Genomic DNA, 21,453 nt, shown 5'->3' with positions numbered 1-21,453 from the left:
AATTAATATAGCTTAGAAAGCTGCTCTAATAGAAAAGGTTAAACTCCTGGTAAATGGATAATTAATTCCCCTTTCTTCTTTTACTGATGACCAACGCACCACGTCATTTGCTGTTACCTGAAACATGAGGCTCGACATCGATAATTTTGATGCTATTTTTTTGTTCATATCGTAAGAAAGGTTAACCGATTGAAGGTTGATCAGATTATCTGGCTGTATAAATCTTGAACTAACATCTGTTTCGCCATTGTCTGCAATGTTTTTATAAAAAGATAGGTCGCCAGGTTTTTTCCATTTTTCTTCGAACACACGTTTATCAACGTTATATCTTGGATCGGCATTTTCAACTCGTTCTACCAGGGTGAGGTTGTATTTATCGCCACCGAAAAAGGTTTGAAACTGCACGTACAGGCTAAACCTTTTATAATTAACCGTTCCACCAAAGTAGCCGCTCACTTTCGGATTAGGATCGCCAATTACAACATAATCCCGCTTATCGTAATCATATGTAAGCGTGCCATCTTTTTTGATGTATAACTCACGTCCGTTTTCCGGATCTATGCCTAAAGAACGTACACCATAAATGGCATTAAAAGGTTGTCCTTCGCTAAATCTAAGCAATGGAATCCCCCGGTATCCACCGTCACTTGGCTTTACAGATTGTAGTTCGTCTGCCCTATCATTATATTTCTTTAATGCGTTAGAAATTCTCACCACCTTATTTCTGTTGGAAACCATACTGGCGTTAAGATTTACCGACCAGTCTTTGCTCCTTACGGCCTCTATGTTCAGCCCCAGCTCGGCACCTTTGTTTTCCATGTCGCCAAGGTTTTCTTTATAAGATAAAAATCCTGTTGATGGCGGTAAGGTAATATCGGCCAAAATGTCTTTGGTAAACTTTTTATATATTCTTGGCATAATCATTACACGATCTTTAAAAAGCCCGATGTCTACACCTATATCTGTCATTCTTGTTTTTTGCCATCCAAGGTTTTCATTTCCATAATTGTTTACGTGGGCACCAATACCAGATGAATACCAGTTTCCAGTATTATACTTATAAATGGTTTTTGATAAGTAAGGATCAAACTCTACCGAACCTGTAAGGCCTGTAGAAGCCTTTATTCTAAGCTGGCTGATCACAGGATTATTTTTAAGAAATTCTTCCTGATGTACATTCCAACCTAATCCGAACGACCAAAAAGGAGCTAGTTTATTGTTCACACCGAATTTTGACGAACCATCAATACGCACGGTTCCATCCATCAGATACCGGTTTTTATACGAGTAGTTCATTGTAAAAAACGAACCGAACAAGCGCGCCTTTTCTAGCCTGCTTTGCGGTTTTCCATCTTCGGCATAGCCTTTGGCAAAACCGATGCTGGTAAAACGATCGTTAGCAAAGCCAATAGCCGTAAACTCTTTTTGGTCGCGCAGCTCTGTACGGGCGTTTACACCTACCAAAGCGTTAAAATAATTGCCGCCTATCTGCTTTAACCAGGTTAACCTAATGTTACTATCCCAATAGGTTTCTTTCATTTCCCTGTTTGTATATTCCCCTTTCTCATCTATTTTATCTGTGGTGTACAGGTAATATTTATTGGCCAGTGGAGAGGTGAATATATCATCAGAATTTGATCTTGTGGTTACACTCATCTGCGCCCTCAACCTCAGGTCTTTTGCTACTTCCAAATCGGCAGAAAGGTTATCGATAATTTCGGTGTACTTAGATTTATTAAAACTGCTTAAATTGGCATCAAACAGCGGATTAAATACATATTCTTTCGATCGGTCTTGTTTTTCATATACGTCCGAAATCCTCATCGCCATCCCATTGGCATCTTCTAATGGATAATAAGGATTCATTCGTACATAATTAGAAAAATCACCATAGGGAGACTCGGTAGCACCTACCTGCGTAATGGATAGTTCATTTCTAAACTGAAGTTTCTTCACATTGTACTGAAAACTCATTCCACCAGAATATTGATCCCTTTCTGAACCTTTCATTGCTCCCGGCCTGGTTTGGTAGCGAAGATTTACATTGTAGCGGAATGCCTGCGAACCGCCATCGAGGTTTACAGCATGCTTATGCCCTATCGTGTTACGCAGGGGTTGCGATAACCAATAACTGTTAACCCCACCAATAACATTAGCTTTTTTGTGGTAATAAATTTCATCGAGCTGATCTTGAGGCACCTGTTGTTTCGAAGAACTGTACAAACCCGCCAATACTTCATAATCTAGCTTTTCAGCTGCATCTAAAACCTGATAATCAGTCAGATCTGCAGCGGTAAGATTTAATTCGTAATTATATTCTACCCGCAATTTCCCTTCTAATGGTGTTTTAGTGGTAATCACAATTACGCCATTTGCCGCGCGCGAGCCGTAGATGGCTGTTGCCGCCGCATCTTTTAATGAAGTAACCGATGCAATCCGGTTAACATCCAAATCAAATACTTTCTGCACGCTCACTTCATATCCATCAAGCATAAAAACAGGCATATTCGCCGTTCCAAGAATTTCGTCCCTTCTCAATACCTGTCCATCGCCGCTGGGTAATGCAGAAGCTCCCCTAACATTGATAGAAGGAATTCTGTTTGGGTTTGAACCTGCAAGATTATTATCAATCAGTTTAAATGAAGGATCGAATGTACCGATACTTTGTAGCAGATTCTGTGGATTTACCCTTTTCAGCTGATCTCCAGATATCGTAATTGCGTTACCGGTATAGTTATCTTTTTTAATGGTTTGATAACCGGTTACTACCACATCATTCATTTGGGTCATCTTAGGGGTGAGCCTAACGTTTAACGTTTTAGTATCTGTAACCTTGGTTTCAAACAAGTCGTAGCCTACATAACTAAAAACCAAAATGCTTCCTTCGTCAACATTGACTTTAAATTCGCCTTTATCATTGGTAATGCCTACACTTGCCCCATTTTTAATGGAAACATTAACACCAGGAAGGGTTTCACCTGTAGCTTTATCAGCAACAACACCCTTTACCTCAATTTTTACCGCTACGCTTGCTGCAACAACTGGTACGTTCTCTTTGCGGCTAATCACAATGGTTTTATTAACGATGTTGTAGCTCAGGTTTTGATCTTTTAAAGAAGCATTCAGCGCATCTACGAGCGATGCATTATTAAATTCGACCATAACGTCAGGTTTATCCTGTAGCAATTGCCCCTTATAAAAGAAAAAATAGCCCGTTTGCTTTTTAATCTCCTTAAAAACTTGTTTAAGCGAGGTTTTTCTTCGAGAGAGCATTACTGTTTGGGAAAAAGTGGCTGCCGACAAATGTAAGGCACCGACCAATAGTAAGATTGTAGTCAATTTCATGACCAATAAAAATTTAATCTTTACCCTCCGCATGTCGCACACGGGGTTGTAAAGGGTAGTTAATTTCATACCTTTGTAATGAATGAGGTTAAAAAATAGCAGCTGGGTTTCGAAGCAAGCTGCTTGTCCAAATTTCTACCGGAAGCGTTGCCGCGCTTTCGGTCTTTTTCAAGGTACTTAGCTAAATTTCTGGTAGTTTTTTCATCATAAAGTTTAGTTAGTTTGTAAATTGGTTGGTTGATTTTTGTGGCTGTTTTAAGAAAAGCCGTTCTTGTTTAATTTCCTGTTACTGTTAGTACTTTACCCTTAGCATCAATGTGAACGTGGTTCAGTTCTAATATTTTAAAAACCTCTGCAAGGTTGCTGTTCTTCGGTATTTCTCCTACATATTTTTCTGATGTAATTTTACCCTGATAAACTACATCTACATCATACCAACGCGAAATCTGCCGCATAATGGTCTGCAAATCGTCGTTATCGAAAGAGAAAATATTATTTTTCCAGGCCATTTCTTTATCTATATCTACCTGCTTATTAATAGATAACCTTGCACTATTTGCCGTCAGCAACGATTGCTCACCTGGGTGCAGATTTACCGAACCCGATGTGGCACTCACTTTTACGGCGCCTTCTAACAAAGTGGTTTTAACAATGTTCTCATCGCTATAGGCATTAATGTTGAAATGTGTACCTAAAACCTCAACCGTTTGCGCATCTGTTTTTACCTTAAAAGGGCGGGTATGGTCTTTCGAAACTTCGAAATAGGCCTCACCATTTAACTCCACCAGCCTTTCATTTTTTGCAAAAACATAAGGATACTTTAATGTTGTGGCTGCATTAAGCCAAACTTTTGTTCCATCGGGCAAACTTACCTGATATTGCCCGCCTCGGGGCGTGCTAATGGTGTTCGAGCCTATAACGGTTGCATTTGGTATTTCTTCGATGATATATTCGAGCTGACCGTTTTTAGCTTTCCGGATTACAATACCATTCTGATTGGCAATTTGACCATTTTTAGCATCATCCAGGTCAACAACTGTTCCATCGGCCAGGGTAAGTACTGCCTTACGTTTGCCGGGAAGAATATCTTTTAATTCAGTTTTGGCAATTAATGGTGCCGCATTGCGCTGTAACGTAAAATAAATCCCCAAAATCATACATACAACAATACTAGCCGCAATGGCAAGCCATTTAACCGTAACCAATTTTAAAGATCTATTGCGAGGACTTAATCGGTTCCAAACTTCTTGTTTACTGGATGCTATAATTGAATGGTTAGGCGCTCCTTTTTGAAAAGGGAACTGAAGATACCAATCTTCAACAATAGCAATCTCTTCTGGCGTACAATTACCAGCAAGATATTTATCTAAAAGCTTTTTCGCATTTTTCTCCATTAAAAAGAAGTTTGTTAGGTTGATTAATGTATATACGGTTAAGGTATAGCCTTGGGGGTATCAGAAAATTATTTTTTTTTCAAAATAATCACAATACAGCTTAATTTAAAGAGAAAAACTTCAATTAGATATACCCACAGCTAGCTACCGATAGGTTTTTAAAAGGAAAGCAACATAAATAACCACCCCCAACCTAGATTTAAGAATTCGTAGCGCTTTTTTAACCTGCGTTTTAACCGTTAACTCAGAAAGCCCCAATTCGAGCGCAATTTCTTTATGCGATTTATGCTCTTTGCGACTTAAAACAAATATTTCGCGCATTTTGGGTGGCAAAGCATCAATTTCCTGTTCAATTAATAGTGCCATTTGCTTTTCACGCACCATATAATCAGTTAATACATGATCTTGATCTATATAATCCTGCAAGGAATTAACATATTTACTTTCCACTTTTTGATGTGCAAATACATCCAGCACACGGTTACGTACGGCTGTATATAAATAAGCTGATAAATTACCATCGGGTGCTACCTGTAAACGTTTAACCCAAAGCGACTCGAACAGTTGGTGTAATACGTCTTTCGCCTCTTCATCATTGTTTAAGCGTTTGCTGGCATGGATGAAAAGTAATCCATAAAAGCGGTTATAAATTTCGGTAAAGGCCAGCTCATCACCTTGTGTTAACAAGAATGCCAATTCACTATCAGAATATGAACTGTAAACACGCATAGAGATCATACAAAGATAATACAAATACAATCGGTTGCATCGTATCGGCTCATATCTTACTTATATTTTGCTATTTGCAATTTTCTGCATAAAATTGGCCTATTTATACTATAAAAATAAAAAACTGCGTACTTTTTAAATCTTTTATCATTAAAAAGCCCATAAATATGAGGCGCGAAGCAATAACGAAATTTCTTGTTTTATACCTTTATGCATTGCGGCTTAATATTGCGGCATATGCGACCAGTATAATACAGATAAATGATGCGATGGTCCTGATCCGATGGAATAAATTCCAGCCCGGCTCAAATTTTTCGCGCAATGCAGTTAGTTCTGTTGTACCAAGTTTATCAAGATCTGCCCCATCCAATAGGTTATTGAGCGGTACATTACCAATTATCGTAACCAGAAAAACTCCGCCCAAGTATAATAAGGTTGCCCCAAAAAGCAGGTAAAACACCATAGGCTGATCTCTGAAAAACCAAACACTTATGGGTAATATCACTAGCGTGCCCATAAAAGAAATAAAAAAAAGCGGATTTAAAATAGCCCGGTTGATTGATTGCATAGCCTGTAAAAAAGAAGCATCAGAAAGACGTGCAAGGCCTGGGATAACTGAACAGGAGTATGCATAAAAGAGGCCACCAATTAGTGCAGTAGAAACTGTACTCAACAAAAGAACCAAGGTTTTGAAATTCATAAACAATTGCTTTAAAAATATCCGTACCCTAAAGGTATTGCGAATTTAAGCAAAAACGTTATCCGAAAGAATCCTATCTAAAAATAGAGCGCTAATTTAGATAGGAAAGAGAGATAATCCAGATATGAAAAGTTAATAGGTAGATGTTAATGGAAAATAATACTTATTGCTTCCAAACCAAACGCCGTTTGGATTAAGGTTTCTACAGTTTATTGTTTGCATACGCAAGATCGTATTCTGTCCTTAATTTTAAGCACTGGTTTACACAGATCGGTCTGTTTTCGTTACAGATAGGTGCAAATGTTAATCAAACCCTACAGCCAGCACTACAATATTAGTTGCCTGGCATCCCACCTGCCCCTGTTCTAAATTAAAGCGAACCTTGGTTCCTACCTGTAAAGAGGGCCGGTAAATCCCTATCAATTTCTGGTTATCTGCATAAATCATTTCTTTTCCTCCATCCGGGGCAATAAACCCGAAACCTCTTACCGGATTGTACCATTTAATCACTCCTGTATACACCATAAAGCTCTTTTTTACCTTAAATTAGCCAATATATAGAAAATTTGAAGCGAAACAGGACAAAGCGTTCTATTTTCGGTATGAAAAGGTGTAATTTCGTTATGTATACAAAGAAGATTAACAAATGATTAAGTGTATAGCCATTGATGACCAACAAAACTCGATTTCGGGTCTTGAAAAATACATAGCGGATACCCCGAATATGAAGCTCCTGGCTAGCTACACCGATCCGATGGTGGCCTTGAACGAACTGAAAAAGATTGATCAGGTAGATGTGATATTTATGGACATTCAAATGCCACAGATTTCGGGCATCGAACTTTCTAAAGCCATCCGCTCCAAAACCCGGAAACTGATATTTACCACTTCACATGAAGAATATGCCTTTGAAGCATTTGAGGCAGAAGCAGATGCATATTTACTTAAACCTTACGGTTATGCTAAATTTGCTTTAACTGTAAACCGCGTTTTTGAGGATGAGATAGAAAATATAGAACAGGAAACTTATTTCTTGGTCAAAAACAAATCAGAAAACCACAAAGCGGTTTTAGTGCGTTATGCAGATATCATCGCTTTTGAAAGTTTCCACAACTACATTAAAATCCACACCACAGAGAAAGTAATTATTGCTTATTTAAGCTTGAAAGATGTTAAAGAACAACTGAATATTAAAAAGGGCTTTATCCAGTTGCATAGAGGTTATATTATTTCCATCAATCATATTTTACATGTAGAGGGAACAAGGGTAACATTATCTAACCATATTAGCTTTACAGTGGGCGATCTTTACTACAACGATTTCCGCGATTTCTTTACCGATAAACTTATTACCAGTAAACGTAAAGCGTAAAGGCCAAAACTAGCACATAAAAAGGAAAAGCTGTATCATAAAACAAAGTTCTAAGGTTTGTCACATTGAGCCTGTCTAAATGCCTTAAACTGTGTTATGGCAGATGCTTCAACAGGCGCTCCGTCAGACTCCTTCGGGATGACAATGGTATATTTATGATACAGCCTTTTTAAAGCGAAAACAAATTATTTAGCGCTATTTTTTTTATCAGTTACTTCATCTCTAATTTCTTGGGCTAAAACTTTTAGGTCTTGCATTGCTTTACGTACACGTGTACCTGCCGCCGCATTACCACCATCATAAAATTTAGTTACGTCTGCTTCAACAGAAGAGATTAGATCTTGCACTTTTTTAAATTTGTCCATAATTTTTCTTTTATAGGGATGCTAAACATCCATTAATTAAATAATATTCCTTTCCGCTTACAATAAACGGGCCGCAAAACTATTGCTTTTTATAAATTAAACAAACGTTTATGCCAAATCATTATTGCCGATAGTGTAAAAAGCTAATAAAACATAAGAACAGCCGGCGGCTATACTAATCTTATTTTTTGATAAGCTGCCTCATTTTTAACATTTTGCAAATGGCACATTTTATAATAAAATATTTTACAGTCAGGGGAATTTAATTTAACAATTATATTTTATCTTGGTTGGAAATATGCAGTCTTTAAACCTTCTCGTTAGCACCAGTTGTTTATTTTTACTTTTATTCTCTATGCATCTTTTTTTCGCAAAAAGAGGGAATAAACTACTTAATATGCTGCTCTCGGTTATATTTTTTGCCCGATTTGGCCAAATTTTAACTTCATTGCTCTTCAAATCGGGCCAGCCTTATGCTTTAGCCTTTTTTAATCAAACTTTTACGCCGTTTTATTATGCTGCTCCAGCCTGCTTTTACCTCTACATAACAGGTTTTCTTCAAGATCGTAAAAATTTACAAAAAATAGAATGGCTTCATTTTGTACCTGCCTTGTTAGCCATTATCCACGTTATCCCCTGGCATTTCTCTACAACGCTCGATTGGAATTTAATAGGAAGCCAATTAGCCGAAAACGGTTACTTCTCGCTAAGGGCAAAAAGTGGCCTTTTCCCTCCGTATTTTCATTATTTATTTAGGCCAGTGCTTGTATTTGGATATTTATGCCTTACCTGGGTTGTCGTACTCCGTCTAAAAAACAAGCCACAACAGATACTCGAAGGTGAAGGCAGAAAATGGATCATCTTTTTTCTTCGAATTGCTACCTTTTTCCAGTTGTTTAGTTTAGTGCCCATTATTTTAAGAAGTTTACACATCCCATATGTGAACGCTTCTTTTATTGTGCTTAACTGTTTAGCACTATTAATCATTTTATTGTATGCACTCCACAAGCCTTATATTTTTTATGGCTATCTGCTGGTAGCTGTAGACTGGACTAAAAAACCTGCAACTAAGAAATTAGAAAACAACCAACCGGAAACTGGTGCCCCCTTACTTTCCTTATCAGAAAAAGATCCAAAACCTACAATGGCAGCAGTCAAAAAAATTAATCTTTTAGATGCACAACTGTCTGACTATGCCTTTGCGATGAAAGAAATAATGGAACGGGAACAACTTTATCTGCATCACAACTTTCAGATTATCGATCTGGCAGCAAAGCTTAACATCCCTATACACCATTGCTCCTTCGTAATTAACAAACATATCGGCAAAAATTTCCGCGATTGGATAAACAGTTACCGCGTTGATCATTTCTTAAAACAATATCCCCTAAAATCAGATAAAATAACCATCGAGGCTATCGCCTCCGAAGCTGGTTTTAAAAGCCTGGCTACATTTTATAACGCATTTAAAAAAGAAACAGGCGTAATGCCTACCACCTATTTTGCATAATAATTAAGTCGTTAACCTGTTTATAGCCATTTTTTAGTCTAACGATCGTATCGTTAGAGGCCACAACCGCTCTGTATTTCATCAAATACTGAAATACCAGGTATTTTTGGTTTCAGATCATCATATAGCTATGGTGTTTCCAAATGAGTATGCTTTAACACATGCTCAAAAATCTAAAAAAGCCTTAATTATGCCTTATTCAACATCATTTTTGCGCCCGCTTTTTGATTATTTTGCGCAATTCTATCCATTATCTGATGCCTTCAAAGCCGAACATGAAAAATCTTGTAAGCTCATCCACGTTAAAAAGAATAAATATATTCTTTCACCAATAGACAGTAATGCCTCGCTGTATTTTTTGGTAAACGGTCTGGTACGTGGTTTTGTGCGCGATGGCAAAAAAGATATCAGTACCTGGTTTAGCTTCGGAAATGAATTAATAGGCGCCATACGTCATCCCGATCAGCAGCTTAGTAGTTCTATAGAGTATCTTCAGGCCCTGGAAGAGAGCCAACTCATTTGCATTCCATATACCTTTATCGATGTGATGTATACCAACTATCCGGAGGCCAATTTAATTGGCAGAAAGCTGTTGGCATTTCATTATTATGCAGCATCAGAAAGATCAATCCTAGCGAGGATACCCAAAGCAATGAGCAGATACCGTAAACTACAGGAAAGTGGCTTGGATATTACCAGAATACCGCAGCGATACCTGGCCAGCTACCTTGGTATGCGCTTGGAAACCCTGAGTAGAATCAGAAATAAAGTTTTAGCACTCGATTACCGGTTGTGCTCTTAATTTAGCTACAAACATTCAGTTATTCTATCATTCAATTCTTCGTCTTTTTTCCTTTTCGCTTCTTTTGCTAAATTTGCAGCAATGATTTTATATAAAACCAACGAAGAAGTAGAACTGATGCAGACCAGCGCCCTACTGGTGAGTAATACCCTTGCAGAAGTAGCTAAAATATTAAAGCCAGGCGTTACAACTCTTGAGATTGATAAGATTGCCAACGAATTTATACTTGATAATGGCGCTGTACCTTCCTTTTACAACTATAATGGCTTTCCTTTTCATATCATCACCTCGGTAAATGATGTAGTTGTACATGGCTTTCCAACTAAAGATGAATTGAAAGATGGCGATATTATCTCAGTAGATGTGGGTACCATAAAAAACGGTTTTCATGGTGATCATGCTTATACCTTTATTATAGGCGAAGTATCGCCAGCGATATTAAACCTGGTAAAAACAACTAAAGAATCGCTTTTTCTTGGTATTAAAGAAGCTGTTGTAGGCAAACGCATTGGTGATATTAGTGCAGCTATCCAAAATCATAACGAAAAGCAGGGTTACGGCGTAGTAAGAGATCTGGTAGGCCATGGTTTAGGGAGAGATATGCACGAAGATCCACAGGTACCAAATTATGGAAGAAAAGGCAATGGTTTGCTATTAAGAGAAAATCTGGTGCTGGCCATAGAACCGATGATCAATATGGGCAAAAAAGATGTTTTTCTTGATGAAGACGGTTGGACGATCAGAACTGCAGATGGAAGTCCATCTGTGCATTTTGAACATGATGTTTGCATCAAAAAAGGCGAAGCACTTGTTCTTTCTGATTATACCCCTATAGAGGCCGCAGAAAAGCAAAACAGCAACCTCAATACTTCTTATTACTGATAACATACAAGGCTGCAGGGAGATTTTGTGGTAATAAGCCTACTCTAAACTCCCTGCATCCATTCTATTTTCCAGCGTCGGGCAGCCAGTTTTGTTACACCAATATTGCATCCGAAACGTTCTCTTCAGCATTATCTTCCAACAACACCTTAACCGTTTTTAAGGTAGATGTTGCAATTTCCGTTAAGGCCTCTTGCGTAAAAAAAGCCTGATGCCCGGTAAGAAGGACATTCGGAAAGCTGATCAATCTTTGAATATCATCGTCACCAATAATACTCCCTGAAAGGTCTTTAAAAAAGAGTTGCTCTTCTTGCTCATACACATCAATTCCCAATGCTGCGAGCTGTCCGTTTTTCAATGCCTCAATAACTTCATGTGTATTGATCAGTCCACCTCTACTTGTATTGATTAAAGTTACCCCTTTTTTCATCGTCGATAAGCTATTTGATCCGATAAGATAATGGTTTTCAGGTGTAAGCGGACAATGCAGCGAAATAATATCAGCTTCTTTTATCACTTCATGAAAAGGCAAATACTTTACCCCTGCATGCTGCAACGCTTTATCTACAAAAGGATCAAAAGCCAGTACATTACAGCCAAAACCGAGCATGATTCTGCTGAAAGCAGCACCAATTTTTCCTGTTCCTATTACGCCTACTGTTTTCCCAAAAAGATTGAAACCCATTAAACCCGAAAGCGAAAAATTCTGTTCACGTACGCGGTTATAGGCCTTATGTGTTTTACGGTTTAGTGTAAGCAACATGGCTACGGCATGTTCTGCAACGGCTTGTGGCGAATAAGCGGGAACACGGCAAACGCGGATACCGTATTGTTTCGCCGCGTTCAAATCCACATTATTAAAACCTGCGCAACGCAAAGCAATAATTTTCACTCCGCTCTGTGCCAATATGGCAATAACATCAGCAGTTAGTTTATCGTTCACAAATACACACACCACATCGGTACCGGCTTTTACCGCACCGGCAATATGAGGCCCTAGATGGGTTTCCCAAAATTCCAGTTCAAAATCATAATGTTTATTACAGCTTTCGAAAAATTCACGGTCGTAAGGTTTCGCAGAAAAAAATACAATCTTCATATCGTTAAATAAGGATTAAATAGGATTTGGCCATGCTGTTTTAACTTAGATAATGCCCTTATTGTCCAAAATCAAATAGTAGCGTCCCCTTAAAGGTTTTTCCATCGGTTTTGTTTTTCTGGCTTTGTGGCCCTAATAATAAAGCCGACTGAAATTTGGTGCCAATGGCACTTATCCCTTTTAAGAAACCGATACTCCCTTCAGGGAAGGCAGGTTCTACGTTGTTGTTGCTTAATGCAGCAGTTTCACGCGCAGGCCTGTACATTTGCAGATAAGTATCTTCATCGGCTATATAAACCGTAAATGGAGCTTCTTTATTTTCTACCCTAACCCAGTTCACTTCAGCATGATAGCCTTTAAATTCAGGATAACCCCAGGTTTCGCCCGTAACCGAATTATTATAATCCTTATGCCAAACCCCAAACTGCTGCCCTTTTAACCTGTTTTTCCAAACCCGGTACGGCCCGCGGCCCAGATATTTCATTCCGGTAATTTTATCCTCCGGATAATTAAAGGTAATCCCCATAAAATCAGCATCGTCTTGCTGGTTAAATTTGTATTCGAGTTTCACCAGCTTTCCAGCTTCAAATATCCACCGCGCATGCAAATAACCAGCCCCCTGGTAATCAGATTCAACAATATATTTTGCTCCTTCTGCTTTATGACTAAAATTTTTCAATTCAGTATTTACACCAGCCAACACCGGGCCTTTTGACAAAGAAATAATGGTATTGCCTTTAACAACTTTCTCCAGGTAGCCTGATGCCTTTTCAAAATAGTAGCTTATACCATTCTGTTTAACCAGCAGCGACTGATTAGTTTCTTCGGCTTTTACTCCCGAATTGTTCAGGGCTGTTTCTTGCTTTTTCACAATCAAACCGGCAGCTTTTATTGGCCAGCTCCAGGTAAATATTTCCTTCTTATCAGCTCCGTAAACCGTTAAATATAAGGCATCGCTTTGTGCCCAAGATTTTGGCAAAACCAGGTCGAGTGTACCTTTTGCACCAGGCTTGAGCCCGTAGGTTAATGCCCCACTAGCATTTACAATAGCCTTTGTTCCATCGGTATTGGCCGATGGGAAACTCACTAATTTCCATTTAAAAACACATTTAGCCAGATCGGTAAAACTGAAGCGGTTCTCAAGAGCTATTTTACCATTAAAATGACTATCAATTTTTGGCAAATCGATAAAAACAGGAGACCATATCTCTTTTATGGTATAAAAACTGCCTTCCTTTTCGCGGTGAGGGCCAACAATTCCATCAGGTGCATGGTTTCCATCGCCATCATAAATGCCGTTTTTATCTGTCCGGATAACGTCTTCATCTACCAAAGCCCAAATAAAACCACCGGCACCATGAGGATGGATTAACATCTGGTTCCAGAAATCGTCTAAAGCAGCACCAGCCCCCCCATCGTAAAGACCATGCATAAACTCGGTCGGAAAAAAAACTTCCTGCCCTGAAGTAGCTGCCTTAACCATATAGTTATAATCGGGATAATGTTTGGTATCGGTTCCATTAAACTTCTCCCAAGGATGAATTACCGTACGTTTCTGTGGGTCGTATAAAGCATAGTCATTATCAAGGTCAGTATTAAAGCCTCCCTCGTTACCATTGGCCCAAAAAATAATAGAAGGATGGTTTACATCCCTGATCACTAGCTCTTTTACAAGCCTGTGCCCAACGGTATTATCGTATTTTGCCTGCCAGCCAGTTAACTCATTAATCACGTACAAACCTAATGAGTCGCAGATATCCAAAAATGCTGCATCTGGCGGATAATGCGACATACGAACGGCATTCATGTTCATCTCTTTCATTAACCTTACATCCATTAAATGTACTTCAGGGCTTAATGTACGTCCGCTTTCAGGCCAGAAGCTGTGGCGATTAACGCCTTTTAAAATCATTTTCGCCCCATTAACATAAAAACCGTCGCCATTTCGTAGTTCAAGTGTTCGAAAACCAAATTTTTGCTTCACCTGATGAATAATCTGCTGTTTATTTTTGATGCGCACCACCACTTGATATAAATTGGGGAATTCGCTACTCCATAATAAAGGGTTTGAAAAAGTAGCCTGCAGGCTTTGCGGGCCATTTAGTGCGTTCGCTTTTATGGCAAATGCTTTTCCTACATTTTCGCCAGTTAGTTTTTTTACCTGGGCTTCAATAATATCGTCAGCAGTTAAATTTTGACCATAAACATCAAGCTGAAAGCTACCATCGGCCTTAGCATTAACGGCAACTCTTTCTATAAATCTGTTTGGCACAGTTTCCAGGTAAACCGGACGGAAGATGCCACCAAAAACCCAAAAATCGCTCGTTCTTTCGGCTTTATTAATAGAGGCATTTTCAGAAACTTTATCAACTGTTACTTCCAGTAAATTCTTTCCTTCAGGTTTTAAAAGTGTCGTAATATCATATTTAAACCGATAAAATCCACCCTGGTGCACATCACCTGCCAGCTTTCCATTAATGCTTATCTTGGTATCGGTCATCGCCCCCTCAAAAACCAGAAATACTTTTTTTCCTGTTATTTTACCGGTCGCAAATTCATAACGATAAATCCCCTGTTCGTTGGCTTTAACTTTATCGTGCCCGTAGTTGTAACTTCCAAAGCCCTGTAATTCCCAGTTAGATGGCACAGGTATTTTGGTCCATATACCACTTTTACGACCGGCAGTGCAATAAAAATCCCATTGTTTGGTATGATCTTTATCCGTTCCGGAAAGATAAGTTTTGATCGTTTCCTGCGAAAAGCTTGCAGAAGAAACCAACAGTAACAATAATGGCATTAATCTTTTAATCATGATCTATTTGGCATTGGCATTAGAAAACAGGCATCTTTTTTTATCAAAAAAAAGGTTTTTTGATTTATTAAACAGCGCATTTACAAGATAGTAGAATTTGTGAATAGATGAGGCTGCATAACCAGCATTTTACATCTCCATTCTTCATAAATTTAAGTTAACCCCTTAAAAACATTAAAAAATTCATACTTTTAATTAAAAAACAAAACAAGCCCAAATCCATAAACACTAAAATGGAAACAACAAATTTAAAAGATGGCGATTACTGTGTGGTGATTAAAGGAACACATATAGGTAAGCATGGCCGGGTAAGCGATATTAATACGAGTAAAACAGGCCATATTACCATTACTGTAGAACAAGATAATGCAGTTAGGTTTAAAACCCTCAGCAGAAATGTAGTACTAAAAACGCATACAAAATAAAATAGCTAAAATTAAGATATCCAGAGATGTGTCCGATAACGTTATTGTAGACAGGCAGGTTAACCACTTAGACAGGTATTTCATATTATCGTTAATTTATAGGGTACGTAAATTTGGTGGCTAATCCTGAGGCTAACATCAAAAAACGATAAGAACCTGTAGCCATTTTTAGCGAAACGCCAGCCTACCCTTCCTTTACCACCAGAATAGCCTAGGTTATTATTTGACTTCATATGGCCTTGATGAAATCATTATATTTGCGCGAATTAATAGCAGCAACATGAAGCTACATTACACCGACCCTATATCTGCTGGCGAATTGCACCTGACATTTCACCAAACAGACTTTGACCAACAGTTCTTCCAACAGGGCCGGAAAGACAAATTTTTAACCCTCGCCTGGAATGACGGGCCAGATCAAACAGCTATGATAGATGGCATCTGTTATAAGTTTCCTGCCCACACCATCTTGCCATTGATGGTTAACCAGACCTTCAGCTTTGAAAAGCCTGGGCAGATTATTGCATGGCAATACAACAGGAACTTTTATTGCATTGTGGATCATGATAAGGAAGTTAGCTGTGTTGGTTTCTTATTCTATGGTTCTGCCGAGACCATGTTTATTGCTCTGGACGATCAACAACAAAATAAGTTGAAACTTTTGCTACAGGTATTCGTTGAAGAATTCGGAGACAAAGATGCCATACAGCGAGACATGCTCCAGATGCTGGTTAAACGCCTGATCATCATCGTTACCCGGCTGGCCAAACACCAATATCTTAAAGAGCAGGCATTGACAGATGACAAACTGGACGTGCTGCGAAAATTCAATCTTATGGTCGAAAACAATTACCGTAAAGCGCACACGGTTCAGTTTTATGCAAACCAGCTTCACAAATCTCCTAAAACACTGGCCAATTACTTTGGGCTCTATAACCATAAGTCTCCACTTGCTGTAATCCAGGATAGGATTGTACTGGAAGCTAAACGTTTGTTGATGTATACAGACAAATCTGCGAAAGAAATCGCTTATGATCTAGGTTATGACGATGCATCCTATTTTAGCAACTTTTTCAAGAAACAAACCGGCTACGCCCCATCTGATTTCCGTAACGCGAAGCCAACCTTACTTTCGTCGGGGAAATAGCTTACAGGCCATGGGGAATTATCTCTATTATTTAACGGCTTAAACTTATGCCGAAATTGTAATGTTTATTTGGACCGTGCAAAATTAACAACGATATCAGTAATGGCAGTTAGCGTTTGTCCGGTTGGATTTCTGCTCAACACTATATTTAACACTGTCGATCTCCTATCAACACAGGCGGAAAAAAGTATCCTTAAATCTGTGGAAACCTTTTTATCTCTCAAGTTTTGTTGGCCGCGCGATGTCCAATCTTCAAAGCGTATTCATACTGTTTGCCGGAAAGTTTATAAAGCTTTAGGGAAGATATTACATGTGAACGGGAATTCTCTCTATTCATTAGGGGATAAATCTGTGGCACTTTTGTAATGTCAAAAGACAATAATCAAAATTTAAAAAACAGATGATGAAAAATTTCGAAATCCCCACAAAAGCACAAGTATCTTCAGCTAACCAAGCGATATTCGATAACCTCCAGGCTATGGTAGGTTTCGTACCAAACCTGTATGCAATCTTCGGCCATAGTGAAAACGCTCTTGGTGATTACCTGGCACTGCAAAATAGAAAGTCATCCATCCGTTCTAAAGAACGCGAGGTCATCAACCTGGTTGTCAGTCAGGTAAACGAATGTATATACTGTCTGAGCGCCCATACACAGTTTGCTAAAATGAACGGTTTTACCGATGAGCAAATTTTAGAGATAAGACGCGCAAATATCAACTTTGACTCTAAACTGGATGCACTTGCCAAATTGGTAAAAAGCACTACTGAGCGCCGCGGACATGCAGATCAGGATGTATTGAATAATTTCTTTGCAGCAGGTTATACGAAGGACAATCTGATCGACATCGTAATGGTGATCGGTGACAAAATCATCACCAACTACCTGCACGCGCTAACTGAGGTTCCGGTAGACTGGCCTTTGGCTCCTGCACTAGAAAGAGAAACGGCATAATCCCAACCAGGGAGGCGAAATACACCTCCCTTATTTGCTTCCTGCTTAACTTTCTAAATCTCAAATAACAAGAAATGTCCACGCAACCTTAAACCTACCCTTTCTCTATACCCGATTTGGTATCCACTGCTTTTTTCTTCCTAAAGTTGGGGAAAGTCATGGGGCTTTTAGCCGGGCGTTCATCTCCCAGTAACACCCCCCATTGTTTAAAAGATTCTGTACGATCGAAGATAATTTTGAGTACGGCCACAATAGGCAGTGCGAGAAACATGCCTGATACACCTGCTATACTGCCGCCTATAAATACGCCTAAAATGGCAAACAGGGCATTGATTTTTACCTTAGAGCCCACAATACGCGGCATTAAGATATTGTTATCTAAAAATTGAACAAATGCAATTACACCTAAAACAGTGATTACCGGCCATAATTCTTGCGATGAAGTAAGTGTAAGCAGTACCCCGATTACGTTACCAATTAAAGCACCCACATATGGAATCAGGTTTAATATGGCGAAGATTACGCCAATTAATAAGGCATGTTTGATCCCCACTAACATCAATATCCCCCCCAACAAAATGGTCATATAAGTGATCTGGATCAATAGTCCGATTAAATAGCTTTTAATGATCGATTCCGTTTCATAAATTGCTTCTTTCACTTTTGGATGATCGTCGGTTTTAAACCACATAAATATAAAGCGTAATAAAATATCTTTATAAAAAAGCATCAGATAAATATAAATAGGCAATAAACCGATAAATACAAAAATGCCGCTTAAGGTTACAGCAGCACCACCCGCCAGTGAGGTTCCCATGTTCATCAGATCGTCGCTTTTAGCTTGTATAAAGGCTTTTTGCTGCTTATCATCGTAATGGGTAATCCGGCTAATCCAATCGCTTAACGAATTGATATGTTGTGTTACATTCGCTTTTATCTGCGGAAAATCTTTAACCAAAATACCAATCTGGTTCGAAAAAAACCAAACAATCAACGCTACAAAAAGCGCGACCAATAAAATGGATAGAATGATGGCTAACGATTCGGGTATTTTTTTTCTTTTTAAAAAGCGATATACCGGAAGCAACATAATGCTGATAAAAAAAGCCATCAATATCGGCATGATAATATCTCTTCCGATTACCATAACGGCTACAACGGCCATGAGACCCAATAATTCTATTGATCGTTTAACGGTTAGGGGTAAATTGTTTGTCATAAAAAGTTTATCTGATTAAGGTTTAAACACAGCCGTTGTGAAAAAGTTTGGTTTTTTAGTCCGAAGTCTGTAGTCCAGGATCGATAACCCGGTTTCCTACCGATGAGCTATCGTGTGGACACATCTCTTTTAATATAGATTTATTTCTAGCCATTAGCTGATTCTAATTTCTTAGAAAGCTTATTTAGTAATAGATATCGCTGTTTTTCCGGTCTATGCCGCGGTGGCATGATAGTTTTTCGCAGTTCGTGTTGTTTTTAGCTGTGCTCAAGAATGCTTCGCATTTTGAAACGCCAAAGTACCCAAAGCGCTTGGTCAATCCAGCAATGGGCCTTTTGCACAATCCCATGCGCATCAAAAAAACAGTGGCACTTCGTTTAATCAGTTATTGTTTATTTTTTCTTTGGTCTGATTGAGCCCTACGGGGTTTGTGTTCAATATTTTTTAAAATTAAATCATCGTTATGAACACAAAACCACTACGTTTAAGGTTTGTTAGTGGTATTTGTACTATTCTGCAATCGTTTTTTTGATTTTTCCGCCCCCCCGGGATTGACGGGCGTTCTTCGCTCAAAGCTGTAGTTTTTCAAAGCAATCATAGCATGATGCCCAAAACTATTCCCAAAAAGATGTGTCCGCACGATAGGCCGATGAGTTATATTGAAGAATAATTTATTGTACAATAGAAGAAACGTAGCAGCTAGCCAATAAGGCCACCGGAAGGAGAACAATTGATGGTTTAGCAACTACAGCCCGGAATCTACACCTGACCATGAACCAACGGATATTTTAGTCCGAAGTCAGGCGATTTATTTGTTCCCAGATCTTAAGCTAGTTTTTAGCCGATTAACAAATTTCAACAATTAACCGATTAACCAATGCTTAAAAAAATTACTTCCCTTACACGATATACCCATAGATTAGCCTTATTTTTGCAGCTTTAATACCGCATATGAACAATCAGGATACCATTATTGCTTTATCTACTCCTTCAGGTTCTGGCGCCATTGGCGTCATCCGTTTATCTGGTCCGGAGGCTATTTCTCTTACCAATGCCGTATTTGCAGGAAAAGATTTAGAAAAGCAGGCCTCGCATACTTTACATTTTGGCCTGGTTAAAGATGGCGGTCATATTGTTGATGAAGTGGTGGCAGGTTTATTCGTTGCCCCTAAATCGTACACCAAAGAAAATGTGGTAGAAATTTCCTGTCATGGCTCTAACTACATTATCCAGCAGATTATTAACCTGTTAATTAGCAAAGGTGCACGTGCTGCAAAACCCGGCGAATTTACGCTACGCGCCTTTTTAAACGGTGCTTTCGATCTCAGTCAGGCAGAAGCCGTTGCCGATTTAATAGCCTCCAATTCGAAAGCTTCGCACGATGTGGCCATGCAACAGATGCGCGGTGGTTTTGCCAACGAATTAAAGGGTTTACGCGAACAACTGATCCATTTCGCCTCAATGATTGAGCTCGAACTCGATTTTGCAGAAGAAGATGTGGAATTTGCCAATCGCGAACAGCTCAAAAACCTGGTCAACAAAATCAATTACGTTTTACAACGTTTAATCTCCTCTTTCGAAATGGGAAATGTGATTAAAAATGGTGTTCCCATAGTTATTGCAGGTAAGCCTAATGTGGGTAAATCTACGCTATTAAATGCCCTCCTGAATGAGGAACGTGCTATCGTTTCGGATATTGCCGGAACCACTCGCGATACCATTGAAGATGAACTCACCATTGGCGGCATTGTTTTCCGTTTTATCGATACCGCCGGAATACGCGATACCGCCGATATTATTGAGGCTCTAGGAGTAGAACGTACCCTAGAAAAAATGAAACAGGCCAAGCTGATCATTTACATGGCCGATGCTGCCCAAAGTATTGCAGAAATTGAAGAGCAGATTCGGGGTTTAGCGCAGTTGGCTATCCCCTATTTAATTTTGGTCAATAAAGCCGAACTCCTTACAACTGCACAGCGTAAAGCTTTTGAAGCCTTAGATGTTGTTTTTATTTCTGCTAAAGAAAAGCAGGGCATCGATGAATTAAAAACCACATTACTAGAACAGGTTAATTTGCACCACATTAACACCAGCGAAACTTTGGTAACCAATATACGCCATGTAGAAGCTTTAAAACAAACCGAACACGCGCTACAAAGGGTTCTGGCCAATGTAGATAATCCGGTTACCTCTGATTTTTTAGCCATGGATATTAAACAGGCCTTGCATTATCTTGGCGAAATTACAGGTACAGTAACTACTGATGATTTGTTGGAGAATATATTTACAAAGTTTTGTATCGGTAAATAGCTTATTATCAGATACTTATATTTATTATCATATATTAGGATGGACTAGGTTTTCAACTTCTTTTAGTTTCATTTAGCTATATTTATTCTCTAAATTTTCCGAGAATTTTCAGACTATGAATTTTGAGTATGAAAATTGTAAGAAACTGATTTCTTTCAGTTTTATCTTTTGTTGTCTTTTAGTTTCTTTTGAAATAAAATAAAATAGTTGCTGACAAAGGTTTTACCCCTCATATTTATTTATAATTTTTAGTGAAAGTAACTTTACAGTTCATTAAAAATCAATACGATATGAGTGTGTATTTCAATGAAAGTGACCCCTCTGTTTCGGGCCAAACTGGCCACCAATTTGATTACCGGATGATGCGTATCTAGTTCCTTTCCCTCCGAA

The 21,453-nt window shown here is 38.7% G+C and carries 17 protein-coding genes; 8 read left to right on the top strand and 9 right to left on the bottom strand.

Annotation, left to right across the window (positions count from 1 at the left end; genetic code table 11):
• Positions 1 to 12: 12 nt before the first annotated feature.
• From HDC90_RS14195 to HDC90_RS14175, 5 genes are all read right to left on the bottom strand, one after another.
• A complete protein-coding gene (locus tag HDC90_RS14195; protein ID WP_184467435.1) occupies positions 13 to 3,345 on the bottom strand; it encodes a SusC/RagA family TonB-linked outer membrane protein in 3,333 nt (1,110 codons plus the stop codon).
• Positions 3,346 to 3,620: 275 nt separating this feature from the next.
• Entirely contained in the window at positions 3,621 to 4,739 is a 1,119-nt protein-coding gene (locus HDC90_RS14190; protein WP_184467433.1) for a FecR family protein, read from the bottom strand.
• 144 nt (positions 4,740 to 4,883) lie between these two features.
• On the bottom strand, positions 4,884 to 5,468 hold the full coding sequence (locus tag HDC90_RS14185; protein WP_184467432.1) for an RNA polymerase sigma factor: 585 nt from the start codon (positions 5,466 to 5,468) through the stop codon (positions 4,884 to 4,886).
• Between the two features lie 208 nt (positions 5,469 to 5,676).
• The gene (locus HDC90_RS14180; protein WP_184467431.1) at positions 5,677 to 6,168 is read right to left on the bottom strand and encodes a DUF1772 domain-containing protein; all 492 of its coding nucleotides are present in this window, start codon (positions 6,166 to 6,168) and stop codon (positions 5,677 to 5,679) included.
• 303 nt (positions 6,169 to 6,471) lie between these two features.
• Positions 6,472 to 6,693, bottom strand: a complete 222-nt coding sequence (locus tag HDC90_RS14175) for a cold-shock protein (RefSeq protein WP_184467429.1) — start codon at positions 6,691 to 6,693, stop codon at positions 6,472 to 6,474.
• 121 nt (positions 6,694 to 6,814) lie between these two features.
• Between HDC90_RS14175 and HDC90_RS14170 the strand changes: the two genes are divergently transcribed.
• Positions 6,815 to 7,540: a LytTR family DNA-binding domain-containing protein gene (locus tag HDC90_RS14170; RefSeq protein WP_184467427.1), complete on the top strand. Its 726-nt coding sequence runs from the start codon at positions 6,815 to 6,817 to the stop codon at positions 7,538 to 7,540.
• A gap of 185 nt (positions 7,541 to 7,725) precedes the next feature.
• On the opposite strand, the gene HDC90_RS14165 is transcribed toward HDC90_RS14170, so the two are convergent.
• Positions 7,726 to 7,905 carry a histone H1 gene (locus tag HDC90_RS14165; protein ID WP_184467425.1) on the bottom strand — a complete coding sequence of 60 codons (180 nt, stop codon included), beginning with the start codon at positions 7,903 to 7,905 and terminating at the stop codon, positions 7,726 to 7,728.
• A gap of 355 nt (positions 7,906 to 8,260) precedes the next feature.
• On the opposite strand from HDC90_RS14165, the gene HDC90_RS14160 reads away from it, so the two are divergent.
• From HDC90_RS14160 to map, 3 genes are all read left to right on the top strand, one after another.
• Positions 8,261 to 9,415 carry an AraC family transcriptional regulator gene (locus HDC90_RS14160; protein WP_184467423.1) on the top strand — a complete coding sequence of 385 codons (1,155 nt, stop codon included), beginning with the start codon at positions 8,261 to 8,263 and terminating at the stop codon, positions 9,413 to 9,415.
• A gap of 130 nt (positions 9,416 to 9,545) precedes the next feature.
• Complete coding sequence (locus HDC90_RS14155; protein ID WP_184467421.1) at positions 9,546 to 10,217, top strand: Crp/Fnr family transcriptional regulator; 672 nt, start codon at positions 9,546 to 9,548, stop codon at positions 10,215 to 10,217.
• 81 nt (positions 10,218 to 10,298) lie between these two features.
• Positions 10,299 to 11,099 carry a type I methionyl aminopeptidase gene (gene map / locus HDC90_RS14150; RefSeq protein WP_184467419.1) on the top strand — a complete coding sequence of 267 codons (801 nt, stop codon included), beginning with the start codon at positions 10,299 to 10,301 and terminating at the stop codon, positions 11,097 to 11,099.
• Positions 11,100 to 11,193: 94 nt separating this feature from the next.
• Here map and HDC90_RS14145 read toward each other — a convergent pair whose 3' ends face one another.
• Complete coding sequence (locus HDC90_RS14145; RefSeq protein ID WP_184467417.1) at positions 11,194 to 12,198, bottom strand: 2-hydroxyacid dehydrogenase; 1,005 nt, start codon at positions 12,196 to 12,198, stop codon at positions 11,194 to 11,196.
• A 58-nt stretch (positions 12,199 to 12,256) separates the two neighbouring features.
• Positions 12,257 to 15,010 carry a glycoside hydrolase family 2 TIM barrel-domain containing protein gene (locus tag HDC90_RS14140; protein ID WP_184467416.1) on the bottom strand — a complete coding sequence of 918 codons (2,754 nt, stop codon included), beginning with the start codon at positions 15,008 to 15,010 and terminating at the stop codon, positions 12,257 to 12,259.
• A 233-nt stretch (positions 15,011 to 15,243) separates the two neighbouring features.
• Between HDC90_RS14140 and HDC90_RS14135 the strand changes: the two genes are divergently transcribed.
• The 3 genes from HDC90_RS14135 (at position 15,244) to HDC90_RS14125 (ending at position 17,534) form a co-directional block, all read left to right on the top strand.
• Positions 15,244 to 15,435 carry an RNA-binding protein gene (locus HDC90_RS14135; RefSeq protein ID WP_184467414.1) on the top strand — a complete coding sequence of 64 codons (192 nt, stop codon included), beginning with the start codon at positions 15,244 to 15,246 and terminating at the stop codon, positions 15,433 to 15,435.
• Positions 15,436 to 15,715: 280 nt separating this feature from the next.
• On the top strand, positions 15,716 to 16,582 hold the full coding sequence (locus HDC90_RS14130) for an AraC family transcriptional regulator (RefSeq protein WP_184467412.1): 867 nt from the start codon (positions 15,716 to 15,718) through the stop codon (positions 16,580 to 16,582).
• Positions 16,583 to 16,982: 400 nt separating this feature from the next.
• The gene (locus HDC90_RS14125) at positions 16,983 to 17,534 is read left to right on the top strand and encodes a carboxymuconolactone decarboxylase family protein (RefSeq protein WP_255497659.1); all 552 of its coding nucleotides are present in this window, start codon (positions 16,983 to 16,985) and stop codon (positions 17,532 to 17,534) included.
• A gap of 94 nt (positions 17,535 to 17,628) precedes the next feature.
• Here the strand turns inward: HDC90_RS14125 and HDC90_RS14120 are convergent, their stop codons facing one another.
• A complete protein-coding gene (locus HDC90_RS14120) occupies positions 17,629 to 18,753 on the bottom strand; it encodes an AI-2E family transporter (protein WP_184467410.1) in 1,125 nt (374 codons plus the stop codon).
• A gap of 951 nt (positions 18,754 to 19,704) precedes the next feature.
• Here HDC90_RS14120 and mnmE point away from each other — a divergent pair.
• The gene (gene mnmE / locus HDC90_RS14115; RefSeq protein WP_184467408.1) at positions 19,705 to 21,063 is read left to right on the top strand and encodes a tRNA uridine-5-carboxymethylaminomethyl(34) synthesis GTPase MnmE; all 1,359 of its coding nucleotides are present in this window, start codon (positions 19,705 to 19,707) and stop codon (positions 21,061 to 21,063) included.
• The last annotated feature ends 390 nt before the right edge of the window (positions 21,064 to 21,453 follow it).

This window comes from Pedobacter sp. AK013 (assembly GCF_014205835.1).
Lineage (GTDB): Bacteria > Bacteroidota > Bacteroidia > Sphingobacteriales > Sphingobacteriaceae > Pedobacter.
The sequence above is the reverse complement of the archived record's forward strand: the minus strand, read 5'-3'. Positions and strand labels throughout refer to the sequence as shown.